This window comes from Paraburkholderia sp. J11-2, assembly GCF_905220185.1.
In the GTDB taxonomy this organism is placed as follows: domain Bacteria; phylum Pseudomonadota; class Gammaproteobacteria; order Burkholderiales; family Burkholderiaceae; genus Paraburkholderia.
The window spans coordinates 35,443-47,671 of the sequence record NZ_CAJMYY010000016.1; the positions used below are offsets into that span (position 1 = coordinate 35,443).

General features: G+C 66.3%; 9 protein-coding genes. 5 read left to right on the plus strand and 4 right to left on the minus strand.

Features of this window, described 5'->3' with window-relative positions; all coding sequences use genetic code 11:
- Positions 1-9: 9 nt before the first annotated feature.
- Both fdhF and U5A57_RS22490 read left to right on the plus strand, forming a co-directional pair.
- Positions 10-2,946: a formate dehydrogenase subunit alpha gene (gene fdhF / locus U5A57_RS22485; RefSeq protein ID WP_321913854.1), complete on the plus strand. Its 2,937-nt coding sequence runs from the start codon at positions 10-12 to the stop codon at positions 2,944-2,946.
- Positions 2,947-2,950: 4 nt separating this feature from the next.
- On the plus strand, positions 2,951-3,190 hold the full coding sequence (locus U5A57_RS22490; RefSeq protein WP_254316108.1) for a formate dehydrogenase subunit delta: 240 nt from the start codon (positions 2,951-2,953) through the stop codon (positions 3,188-3,190).
- Between the two features lie 55 nt (positions 3,191-3,245).
- Here the strand turns inward: U5A57_RS22490 and U5A57_RS22495 are convergent, their stop codons facing one another.
- The 3 genes from U5A57_RS22495 to U5A57_RS22505 form a co-directional block, all read right to left on the minus strand.
- Positions 3,246-4,940, minus strand: a complete 1,695-nt coding sequence (locus U5A57_RS22495) for an FAD-dependent monooxygenase (RefSeq protein ID WP_321913855.1) — start codon at positions 4,938-4,940, stop codon at positions 3,246-3,248.
- Positions 4,941-5,060: 120 nt separating this feature from the next.
- Positions 5,061-6,131: a cation diffusion facilitator family transporter gene (locus U5A57_RS22500; RefSeq protein WP_321913856.1), complete on the minus strand. Its 1,071-nt coding sequence runs from the start codon at positions 6,129-6,131 to the stop codon at positions 5,061-5,063.
- The gene (locus tag U5A57_RS22505) at positions 6,128-6,448 is read right to left on the minus strand and encodes a metalloregulator ArsR/SmtB family transcription factor (RefSeq protein WP_321913857.1); all 321 of its coding nucleotides are present in this window, start codon (positions 6,446-6,448) and stop codon (positions 6,128-6,130) included. The genes U5A57_RS22500 and U5A57_RS22505 overlap by 4 nt, the downstream gene beginning before the upstream one ends.
- A 142-nt stretch (positions 6,449-6,590) precedes the next feature.
- On the opposite strand from U5A57_RS22505, the gene U5A57_RS22510 reads away from it, so the two are divergent.
- Entirely contained in the window at positions 6,591-8,540 is a 1,950-nt protein-coding gene (locus tag U5A57_RS22510) for a tetratricopeptide repeat protein (RefSeq protein WP_321913858.1), read from the plus strand.
- Positions 8,541-8,627: 87 nt separating this feature from the next.
- Here U5A57_RS22510 and U5A57_RS22515 read toward each other — a convergent pair whose 3' ends face one another.
- Entirely contained in the window at positions 8,628-9,923 is a 1,296-nt protein-coding gene (locus tag U5A57_RS22515) for an MFS transporter (protein WP_321913859.1), read from the minus strand.
- Positions 9,924-10,267: 344 nt separating this feature from the next.
- Between U5A57_RS22515 and U5A57_RS22520 the strand changes: the two genes are divergently transcribed.
- Both U5A57_RS22520 and U5A57_RS22525 read left to right on the plus strand, forming a co-directional pair.
- Positions 10,268-10,798, plus strand: a complete 531-nt coding sequence (locus tag U5A57_RS22520) for a GNAT family N-acetyltransferase (protein ID WP_321913860.1) — start codon at positions 10,268-10,270, stop codon at positions 10,796-10,798.
- A 184-nt stretch (positions 10,799-10,982) separates the two neighbouring features.
- Positions 10,983-12,137 carry a hypothetical protein gene (locus U5A57_RS22525; RefSeq protein WP_321913861.1) on the plus strand — a complete coding sequence of 385 codons (1,155 nt, stop codon included), beginning with the start codon at positions 10,983-10,985 and terminating at the stop codon, positions 12,135-12,137.
- Positions 12,138-12,229 lie beyond the last annotated feature (92 nt).

The following is a 12,229-nucleotide window of genomic DNA, read 5'->3' on the forward strand; positions in this document are numbered from 1 at the left end:
GGAACCACCATGTCCGACACGCTCATGTCCCAAGCCGGTGGTTGCGGTTCCGGCAATTGCGCCTGCAAATCGGCCGCAATGAAGCAACGCTCGCCCTTCGACGACACCGATTTCGGCACGCCGCTCGTCCACGCCGACGTCGACGTCACGCTCGAAATCGACGGCCAGTCCGTCACGGTGCCGGCCGGCACTTCGGTGATGCGCGCCTCCATCGAGGCCGGCGTCAACGTGCCCAAGCTGTGCGCCACCGATTCGCTCGAGCCGTTCGGTTCGTGCCGCCTGTGTCTCGTGGAAATCGAAGGCCGCCGCGGCTACCCCGCTTCGTGCACGACGCCCGTCGAAGCGGGCATGAAGGTGCGCACGCAAAGCAATCAGCTGCAAAAGCTGCGCCGCAACGTGATGGAGCTGTACATCTCCGATCACCCGCTCGACTGCCTCACCTGCCCCGCCAATGGCGACTGCGAACTGCAGGACATGGCGGGCGTCACGGGCCTGCGCGAAGTGCGCTATGGCTTTGACGGCGCGAATCACCTGAAAGACAAGAAAGACGAATCGAATCCGTACTTCACGTACGACCCGTCGAAGTGCATCGTCTGCAATCGCTGCGTGCGCGCGTGTGAAGAGACGCAGGGCACGTTCGCGCTGACCATCGCCGGGCGCGGCTTCGAATCGCGTGTCGCCGCCGGCGCGAGCGAAGCGTTCATGGACTCGGAATGCGTGTCGTGCGGCGCCTGCGTGGCCGCGTGCCCGACCGCCACGCTGCAGGAAAAAACCGTCGTGATGCTGGGCCAGGCCGAACATTCGGTCGTGACGACTTGCGCCTATTGCGGCGTGGGCTGCTCGCTCAAGGCCGAGATGAAGGGCAACGAAGTCGTGCGCATGGTGCCGCACAAGAACGGCCAGGCGAATGAAGGCCATGCCTGCGTGAAGGGCCGCTTCGCCTGGGGCTACGCCACGCACAAGGACCGCATCAAGAAGCCGATGATCCGCGCGAAGATCACCGATCCGTGGCGCGAAGTAAGCTGGGACGAAGCGATCAACTACGCCGCGAGCGAGTTCCGCCGCATCCAGGCGAAGCACGGGCGCGATTCGATTGGCGGCATCACGTCGTCGCGCTGCACGAACGAGGAAACGTATCTCGTGCAGAAGCTCGTGCGCGCCGCGTTCGGCAACAACAACGTCGATACCTGCGCACGCGTGTGCCACTCGCCCACGGGCTATGGCCTGAAGACGACGCTCGGCGAGTCGGCGGGTACGCAGACCTTCGCCTCGGTCGATCACTCCGACGTGATCATGGTGATCGGCGCGAACCCCACCGACGGCCACCCCGTGTTCGGCTCGCGGCTCAAGCGCCGCGTGCGCCAGGGCGCGAAGCTGATCGTTGTCGATCCGCGCCGCATCGATATCGTCGATACCGCGCACGTGAAGGCCGAATATCACCTGCAACTGCGTCCGGGCACCAACGTCGCGATGGTCAACTCGATCGCGCACGTGATCGTTACCGAAGGGCTCGTGAACGAGTCGTTCGTGGCCGAGCGCTGCGAAACGCGCGCGTTCGAGCAATGGCGCGACTTTGTCTCGCTGCCGGAAAACTCACCGGAAGCCATGGCCGAAGTGACCGGCGTGCCGGCCGAGCAGGTTCGCGCCGCCGCGCGTCTCTACGCGCAGCAAGGCAATTCGGCGATCTACTATGGCCTCGGCGTCACGGAACACGCGCAAGGCTCGACCATGGTGATGGGCATCGCCAACCTCGCGATGGCCACGGGCAACATCGGCCGCGAAGGCGTGGGCGTGAATCCGCTGCGCGGCCAGAACAACGTGCAGGGTTCGTGCGACATGGGCTCCTTCCCGCACGAGCTGCCGGGCTATCGCCACGTGGGCGACGCCACGACGCGCGCGCTGTTCGAAGACGCCTGGAACGTCGCGCTGCAAAGCGAGCCGGGCCTGCGGATTCCGAACATGTTCGAGGCGGCGCTCGACGGCACCTTCATGGGCCTCTACTGCCAGGGCGAGGACATCGTCCAGTCCGACCCGAACACGCAGCACGTGGCGGCCGCGCTTTCGTCGATGGAATGCATCGTCGTACAGGACATCTTCCTGAACGAAACGGCGAAATACGCGCACGTCCTGCTGCCGGGCTCGTCGTTCCTGGAGAAGGACGGCACGTTCACCAACGCCGAACGCCGCATCTCGCGCGTGCGCAAGGTCATGCCGCCTGTCGCCGGCTACTCGGACTGGGAAGCGACGATCCTGCTCGCTCGCGCCCTTGGCTACGAGATGGGCTACACGCATCCCTCGCAGATCATGGACGAGATCGCGCGCCTCACGCCTACGTTCCACGGCGTCTCGTACAAGCGGCTCGACGAGATGGGCAGCATCCAGTGGCCGTGCAACGAGGAAGCGCCCGATGGTACGCCGATCATGCACATCGACGCATTCGTGCGCGGCAAGGGCAAGTTCGTCATCACGAAGTTCATCGCCTCGCCGGAGAAGGTCACGCGCCGCTTCCCGCTCCTGCTCACGACGGGCCGCATCCTCTCGCAGTACAACGTGGGCGCGCAAACCCGCCGTACCGAGAATTCGCGCTGGCATGAAGAAGACCGCCTCGAGATCCATCCGGTGGACGCCGAAGACCGCGGCATTCGCGACGGCGACTGGGTGGGCATCGAATCGCGCGCGGGGCATACGGTGCTGCGCGCAAAGGTCAGCACGCGCATGCAGCCGGGCGTCGTCTACACGACGTTCCACTTCCCCGAATCGGGCGCGAACGTCATCACCACCGATGCCTCCGACTGGGCCACGAACTGCCCGGAATACAAGGTGACGGCGGTGCAGGTCAGCCACGTGCAGCAGCCCTCGGAATGGCAGCGCGAATACTCGCGCTTCAACACGACCCAGCTCGAGCTGCTGAGCAAGCGCGAACCGCTTACAACCTCAGGGAAATAAAGCGATGAAAGCGGATCACTTGATCGAAATGGCGAACCAGATAGGCATGTTCTTCGACTCGCTGCCCGATCGCGAAGAAGCGCTCACGGGCATCGCGGAGCACATCCGCAAGTTCTGGGAGCCGCGCATGCGCCGCACGCTGCTCGCGGCACTCGATGGCGAAGGCGAGCAAGCGGGCTTCACGGAAATCGTGCTCGCCTCGCTCACGAAGCATCGCGAGGCGTTGATGCCCGCGGCGGCTTGATCTGTACCAGCCAGGCCAGCGCCATTGCATCACGCGCACGGCGCCGCCGGTTCGCTCAGACCGGCGGCGCCTGTGCGAATCCCGCTGCCGCATACCACGTCTCGCAGTGGCGCAGCAACGCATTGAGGTCCGACGCGGGACGCCCCCGCGCACCGATATAGCCGTCGGGCCGCACCAGATAAAACGCGGGCCGCGTGCGCCCGTACGATTCGCTTAGCGAGGCCGCGCCCTCGCCCGCCAGCGGCGTCTCGCCGTTGGCGAGATCGGCGATCCACCATACTCGCAGCGCTTGCGGAAAGAGCCGCTCGACGGCTTCGGCGAAACGCTTGAGCGTAGCGCCCGCTTCTTCGCCGTTTCTTGCCGCCGCGCCTGCAGTATCGGCATCGCCCTCGACGAGCATGAACAACGAGAAACACGCCGGGTCGTGCAGATCGAAGATGCGCCCCTTGCCCGGCGCCTTGCCTAGCGGACCGTCCACCACGCGCACGAAAGCGTCCGGGGCGCGCTCGCCCGCGCGCGGGCCGCCGTCCAGCACGCGCTCGAGCGTAAGCGGGCTGCGGCGATACTGGATCGACAGCTCGCTCACCGCCTGGCGCGCCGCGTCGCGCAGCGGCCCGAGCGCGACGAGCGCCGGCATCACGCGCTCGCGCAGCAGCTTGAGCGGGCCGTGATCGGCCTCCACCAGTTGCGTCATGAAGCTCGTCTGCTGCAGCACGAGCCGCTCGATCGGATAACGCTCCGCGTGATAGGTGTCGAGCAGGCGCTCGGGCGCGCCGCGCGCGTGCACACGCGCGATCTTCCAGCCCAGATTGAAGGCTTCCTGGATGCCCGTGTTCAAGCCCTGCGCGCCTGCGGGGCTGTGTACGTGCGCGGCGTCGCCGGCAAAAAAGGTGCGCTCCACGCGCAGTTGCCGCACCATGCGGCTGTTCACGCTGAAGTAGGAGGCCCAACCCATGTCCGAGACGGACACCGGGTGATGCACGCGCTGCTGGATGATCTCGCGGCATTCTTCCAGCGTGGGCACGGGGATCGTGCCTTCCGGCGCGGCGGGCAGCATCGCCTTGTGATCGGCGATCAGGCGGTAGCGGCCGTGGCCGAACGGGAAAAGCGCGGCGAGCCCATCGCCCGAGGCGAAGATGTGGAATTCGTCGTCGGACCAGGGCGTGCTCGCGCTCAGGTCGGCGAGCAGGAACGATTGCGCCATCGTCTCGCCGTCGAACTTCATGTCGAGGCGATGGCGCACCGTGCTATGCGCGCCGTCGGCGGCAATCACATAAGCGCAGCGCAGCGACTCCACGCGGCCGTCGGGGCGCCGCACTTCCGCGCTCGCACCGGCCGAGCCCTGGGTGTACTCCAGCAACTCGCAGCCGCGCTCGATCTCCACGCCAAGCGTCGCGAGATGCCCGGCGAGAATGCGCTCGGTAACGGTCTGCTCAATGAAGAGCAAATAGGGATAACGCGTGAAGAGCGGATCGAAGTCGAGCCGCGCGCGGCGCTGGCCGTTCGAATAGAGATTCGCGATATGCGCGCGGTGGCCAAGCTCGAGAAATGGCTCGACGACGCGATGCTGCTCGAACAGTTCGAGCGTGCGCGCCTGAATGCCGATCGCCCGCGAGTGGCGTCCTGGCTGCGGCGCGCGATCGATCAGCCGCACGGGAATATGCGCGCGCGCAAGACTCATCGCGGCGGCGAGCCCGGTGGGCCCCGCGCCCACGATAAGCACGGGCGCGAGAGAAGAAGCCACGGCCATGCAGACCTCCATGCGCTCGACACGATACGTAGTGTATCGCCCGCGCCTTAAGCGGTCGCGCGGCAGCGCATCAAAAGCAGCCTGGACGGCTCGGCACGCCGCGCTGCAAATTGCCGCGCTTCAGTGTGCGTGCGGATGGCCGTGCGCATGCTTGTGCGCGGCGCGCGGCATGTCCAGCGCGCAGCGATGCTCGCTCGTACCGAGATCGACCTGTAGCGTGACGTGCCGCATGCCGAAGCGCACTTCGAGCGACTCGACCATGCGATCGAGGGCGGCGTCGCCGGGGTGCCCCGCCGGCATCACGAGATGCGCGCTGAGCGCACAGCCCGTGGTCGAAAGCGCCCAGACATGCAGGTCATGCACATCGACTACGCCTTCCTGCTGCGAGAGAAAGCTGCGCACGCGCACGATGTCGACGTTCTCGGGCACTGCGGCGAGCGCGAGCCGCACCGACTCGCGCAGCAGCCCCCAGGTGCCGTACACGATCACGAGCACGACCGCGATGGACATGAGCGGATCGATCCAGCTGCGGCCGGTCGCGAGAATCACCAGACCGCTCACGGCCACGGCGGCGGACACGCCGGCGTCGGCGGCCATATGCAGGAAGGCGCCGCGAATGTTCAGGTCGTCCTTTTGCCCGCGCATGAACAGCCACGCCGAAAAGCCGTTGACCACCATGCCGATGGTCGCCACGACGAACACGTCGAAGCCCGCGACCGGCGCAGGATGGAGCAGGCGCCCAACCGCCTGCGCGAGGATTGCGCCGCACGCGAGAAGGAGCAACGCGGCGTTGGCGAGCGAGGCGAGAATCGACGAGCTGCCAAAGCCGAACGTGAAGCGCGCGGACGGACGGCGTGTTGCGAGCCACGCGGCGCCCCAGGCGAGCAACAGGCCGAGCACGTCGGAGAGATTGTGGCCGGCGTCGGCGAGCAGCGCGGTGGAATGGGCAAGCACGCCGTACACCGTCTGGACGACGACGATGAATACGTTCAGCGCGACGGCGATGGCGAACGCGCGGCCATGCCCCGCAACCGGTGCGTGATGATGGTGCTGATGGCCGTGCCCTTGCGCCGCGTGAGCGTCGTGCGCGCCGGCGTCGTGATGCGCATGATCGTGGCCATGCTCGCCCTTGTCCTCGTGCTCCCCTGCGCCTTTGGCGTCATGCGCATGCTCGTGGTCGGCGGCACTCATGCGCCCTCCTGCCATTGCGCCGAAGGCTCGGCAACGTGTTCCAGCATGCCGGCGATCATCGCGCTGATATGCGCGTCCGCGGCGGCATAGAACACCTGCTTGCCCTCGCGTTCGGCGCGCACGATGCGCGCGCCGCGCAGGAGCCGCAGATGATGGCTCACGAGCGAAGGCGACAAACCGAGCGCGTCGGCAATCGCCCCCACGGCAAGCCGGCCCTCGACGCAAGCGAGCACGATGCGCAAGCGCGTAGCGTCGCCGAGCAAACGGAACAGGTCGGCGAGCGGGACGACACGCTCGTCGTCGGAAACTGGGGTCATGGCTACATACAATACATATGAACAGGTGTTCATATGTTAGTTCAGCAACGGATTCCCGTCAAACTCGGGCGAACTTCGGGAGCAGGTCCGCGAGTGTGGGAAAATGCCGCCTTTGTGTCTCGATCGTTTTGCTTCTTCAGTCATGGAACAGCTTTTTGTCCGCGCGTACGCCGCACATCGCGACGGCCGGCTGGACGACGCCGAGCGCGACTATCGCGCGACGCTCGCCGCCGATCCCGTGCACGTCGATGCGCTGCATCTGCTCGGCGTGCTACGGCATCAGCGAGGCCAGCACGCCGAAGCCGCGGACCTCGTGCGCCGCGCGGTCGCCTTGCGCCCCGACGACGCCGCGCTCCAGCTGAATCTGGGCAACGCGCTGAAGGCGCTCGGCGAACTCGAGGGCGCGATCGAGCGCTTTCGCAACGCCCTCACGCTCGCGCCCGCTTTTGCGCTCGCGCACTACAACCTCGGCAACGCCTACGCGGCGATCGGCCGCCACGAGGACGCGATGTACGCGTTCGGCCAGGCCGTGCGTCTGCAGCCCGGCGACGCCTCGTCGCACAACAATCTCGGCAACGCGCTGCACGCGCTCGGCCGCCATGCCGAAGCCGCCGACTCGTTTCGCCGCGCGCTCAAGATCCGCCCCGGCCACGCGGGGGCGCACAATAACCTCGGCATGTCGCTCAACGCCCTTGGCGACAGCGCGAGCGCGATCGAACATTTCCAGAAGGCGCTGCGCGTGCAGCCGCGCTTCGTCGCCGCACACTTCAATCTTGCGAACACGCTCGATGCGACCGGCCATCACCGCGAAGCCGTGGCCGCCTTCGAAACGGCGCTGTCGCTGCAGCCCCACTTCCCGCCGGCCCTCTTCGGGCTCGGCAATGCGCTTGCCGCGCTCGGCCGCCACGACGAAGCCATCGGACCCTATGAGCGGGCGATCGGCTTCGATCCGAAATTCGCGCTCGCCTGGCTCGCGCTCGGCGTGGCGCATCACGCAATCGGCCGGCATGCGGCCGCACTGCGCGCCTTCGACGAAGCGCTGCGCGTGCGCCCCGATCTGGCCGCCGCGCATTTGAATCGCGCGCTCACGTGGCTCACGCTCGGCGACTTCCGGCGTGGACTGCCCGAATACGAATGGCGGCTTGATCCGGCCGCCCGCGACGAGGCGCATGCCAATGCACCACGCGGCGCAGGCTATGCGCTGCCCCCACCAGTGGACGCACGGGCGGCATCCATTGCGCCCCGCACGCCGCAAGACACGCTGCCGCGCTGGCATGGCGAGCCCCTGAACGGGCGCACACTGCTGATCGAGGCCGAACAGGGTTTCGGCGACACGCTTCAGTTCGTGCGCTTCGTGCCGCTCGTCGCGGCGGCCGCGGCGCAATCAGGCAACGCGCGCGTCGTGCTCGAAGTGCAGCGCGCGCTCGTTCCGCTCATCGCGCCAGCCGCCGAAGCCTGGCGCGTCACGCTCATCGAGCAAGGCGCGCCACGCCCCGCCGCCGACCTGCACTGCCCGCTCCTCTCGCTGCCGCTCGCGCTCGGCACGAGCATCGACACGCTGCCCGCGCGCACGCCCTACCTCAACGCCAGTCCCGCCTACGGGCGTAAATGGCGCGGCTCGCTGGGCGGCCAGGCGCGCCGCAAGATCGGACTCGCATGGTCCGGACGCATCCAGAAGCACGAGAACCGCGCCGTTGCGCTCGCCGCGCTCGAACCGCTCTTTGCACTCGACGGTATCGACTGGATCGTGCTGCAGCCCGAACTCAGCGCAGCCGAACACGCGGCGCTCGACGCCCATCCGCGCTCGCGCTCGATCCATCGTCTTGGCGGCAAGCTGCAGGATTTCGCGGATACCGCGGCGGTCATCGAACGTCTGGACGCGGTCGTGTCGATCGACACGTCGATTGCCCACCTGGCGGGCGCGCTTGGCGCCAGACTCTGGGCCATGCTGCCGTTCGCCGCCGACTGGCGCTGGTTCGCGGATACCGACGAAAGCCCCTGGTACCCGCGCGCGCGGCTCGTGCGCCAGCCGCGCCCGCACGCATGGGCGGACGTCGTGGAAACGGTCGCGCGTGAATTGCGCGACGCGTAATCAGCGCAACACGCGGCACAAAGAAAACGGGGCGCCTAAGCGCCCCGTTTTTTATTGCTGGCATTGCGAGATTACTGCTTCACCCAATCAAGCCGCCTTGTACTGATTGCGCGCTTCCGGCGTGCGATAGAGCACGAGCGTCGCAATGAGGCCACATACGCCCGCCACGCCCATCACCGCCCCCGGCGCAGCCTTGTTGCCGCTCACGTGGATGAGGTAAGTCGCGATCGCCGGCGTGAAGCCGCCAACCGTCGTCGCGAGGCTGTAGGCAAGCGAGAACCCGGCGGTACGCACGTCGGCGGGCATGACTTCCGTGAGCGCCACGACCATCGCGCCGTTGTAGCAGGCATAGAGGAACGACAGCCACAGTTCGACGGTGAGCAAGCGGCCGAACGACGGCTCGACCACGAGCCACTGCACCGCCGGATACGCGGTGAGGATCGTCAGCACGGTGAAGGTGATCAGCATCGGGCGGCGGCCGATACGGTCCGACACCGCGCCGGAAACCGGCAGCCAGAACAGATTCGACAAGCCGATGCAGACCGTCACGATCAGCGTGTCGATTTCGTTCAGGCGGAGCACTTCCTTGCCGAAGGTTGGCGTGTAGGCAGTGATGAGATAGAACGACACGGTGGTCATGATGACCATGCCCATACCGGCGATCACGACGCCCCAGTTCTGCACCATCGACGCCATGATTTCGCCCATCGACGGACGGTGCTTCTTCTTCGCGAACTCCTCCGTTTCCTGGAGCGAGCGGCGAATGATGAACAGGAACGGCACGATCAGGCAGCCGATGAGGAACGGCACGCGCCAGCCCCAGTTCGTCATTTGCTCGACGGGCAGCAGGCGATGCAACAGCACGCCCAGCAGCGCGGCGAACACCACGGCGACCTGCTGGCTGCCCGACTGCCACGAAACATAAAAACCCTTGTTGCCCTTGGTCGCGATCTCGGAGAGATAAACCGATACGCCGCCCAGTTCCACGCCCGCCGAGAAGCCCTGCAGCAGGCGCCCGACCAGCACGAGCGCCGGCGCGAGTATGCCGATGGTTGCGTAACCGGGCACGACGGCGACCGCTAGCGTGCCGAGCGCCATCAGGCCGAGCGTGAGCATGAGGCCCTTGCGGCGGCCGTGATGGTCGATGTACGCGCCGAGGATGATGGCGCCGAGCGGACGCACGAGGAAGCCCGCCCCGAAGACGGACAGCGTGAGCATCAGCGAAGCGAACGCATTGTCGCTCGGGAAGTAGGTCCGGGCGATCGCCGAGGCGTAATAGCCGTAGACCATGAAATCGTACATTTCCAGGAAGTTGCCGCTGACGACGCGGAAAACGGTCCGGAATTTTGATTCGCTTGGGGATGCGTGGGACGCGGTAGACATGACACTCTCTGAAGAGACCGTCCGGGAAGCCAATGCGGCTCGCGGGACAGTGAAAAACAATCACCTGCGGTAAAGCGAGGGTCGCGCGGGCGCGCGCGCGGGCATTTTATTGTGCGGTACGCGCCGGGAGTCAGATATTCGGGCATTTCCTTAAAAGAGGCCAGCAAAAAGCGTCAATGATCGCCATATCTTTCATATTTATTACTTTTTCCGTTCTATGCGCTTTCATATTTGGCGAGCCTGCCGCGAGTGCCCTCGGTTGGGGCACAATACTTTGCAGCAGGGCTCGGCACGCGGCCCCCGACGCGCGCCTTGATCCGGACGTCCACACGTCATCCATCCGCATGACCCAAATCCCCACCCTCACACTGCGCCCGGCCACCGTTGCCGATGCGCCCTTGCTCGCCGCCATGCACGCCGCAAGCTGGCAGGCCACTTATCGCGCGCTGCTGCCCGCCTCATTTCTCGAACGCGAAGTCGACGCCGAGCGCTCGGCCTACTGGCGCGCACGCATGGAAGCCCCAGGCGGCGACCGGCGTCTCGTTCTGATCGCCGAGCTGGCATCAGGTGCGGCCGTGGGCTTCGTGTGCGTCGAACGCCAGCCGGGCTCCCCGTGGGGCGTGCTGCTCGACAATCTGCATGCGCTGCCGGCGCATCAGGGCATCGGCGTGGGCAAGCGGCTCATGCGTGCTGCGCAGGACTGGGCGCGCGCCCAGGGCGAGACGCAGCTCTACCTGTACGTGCTCGACGGCAACACGCCCGCGATCACGTTCTACGAGCGCCAGGGCTGGACCTATTCGGGCTCCGAACCCGACCGCATGGGCGGTATCGACATCACAGCGCTGCGTTACGTGTACAGGCTCAACGGCGCGTAAGACGCACCCGCGGCCTGGCGCAAAGGTCTCCGGCTTTTCAGACATTTCCGATAGAAGAGCGGAATGGTGACGGTCATCATCAGCGCCATCCGTTTAATTACACGCGCCGCAGGCGGCCCATCAACGCGCGCCGCCGATGACATTGCCGCCCGGCGCCGTCGCCAAATCAGGGTTGCGAGAGACGATGTCCACATTTCCGTTCGTTCAGGTCGAAGGCGCGCTCGCGTTGCCGCACATTCGCCCGCTTGCCCGCTTGCCCGCTTCGTTTGGCCGGGAATGGGCGCTAACGCCTCCGCATTTCAGTCTGCGCACTGAACTGCGCGCGCTCTACGCGGCCATCATGCGCACGGTTTGCCTGAGCGCCGAGGCATTTCGTGCCGCGGTAGGCTGGGGCAACAATCACCGGCCCGCTGCGCCGCCCAGGCCCGTTGCTGCGCCTGTCGCGCCGGCTGCTTCCATGGGGTCCGTCGCGCGGGAAGCCGCCGGTAATCCGCCAGCCGGGCGCGCTGCAAACGCGCGGAGCATGCCTGGAGTTTCGCCAGGCCACACGCCAAACCACATACCGCCGTTTCAGCAACGCAAGCTCACTGGCGGCGCGGTTGCGATTGGCGGCGCCGCACTGCTCGCATGGATCGTGGCGAGTCATGCACCGCACGATTCAACAGGCGCAACCGGCAACACGAGCCCACGCCCCACTGCGAGCGCGGGTCAAGACACGTCGCAGCGCCTTGCCGAAGCGCGCACACAGCACGAGCGCGTTACCTCCGAGGCAGTGAATCTGACGAGCCCTCCTGCACCGACGCCTGGCGCGATCTTGCCTCGCTCGGTGGAGAAGCCGGTGCAAGCGCCGGTCGCTGTGCTCGCGCAGGCGTCCCAAACGACCGTCGTCGGTACTCGCACGCCTTTGCAGGCCGTGGTGCCAGCACACGCGAAACCCGATTTCGCCGCGCGAGCGCGCACGCAGCACACATCGGCCGCGAGACTGGTCCAGCGCGAAACGCGCGGCAACGTGCTTGCAGTCAAGCGCGGCAGCGGTCAGCGCGTTGCAGAACGCGGTACGAGCCCGCGCCGCGACATCCGCGCGTTTGCGCCATATCGTGAAGCCGCTCCGGTGACGTCGCATCGCACGCATGGCGCCTACTCGGAAGCGCAAGGCTATTCGCCACGGCAAACCGGCGCGAATCCCGCGGATGAATACGCGTCCATCCTTTCCTATGCGAAAACCTACGCGCCGGCACGCGTATCGAGTTCGCCTGCCGTGCCTGCCGACAGTACGGAATGGGTGAATCACGTTTCGCAACGCCGTATCACCGAGGTGCCGGACCGATTCGCAAAGTAATTAATGCGCCGATCCGCCCTCCGTTACACCATAGAAAAAGCCCGGCAGTTGCCGGGCTTTTTTGTTGTTTGCAGGAAAGGGGCTCCGCCAGT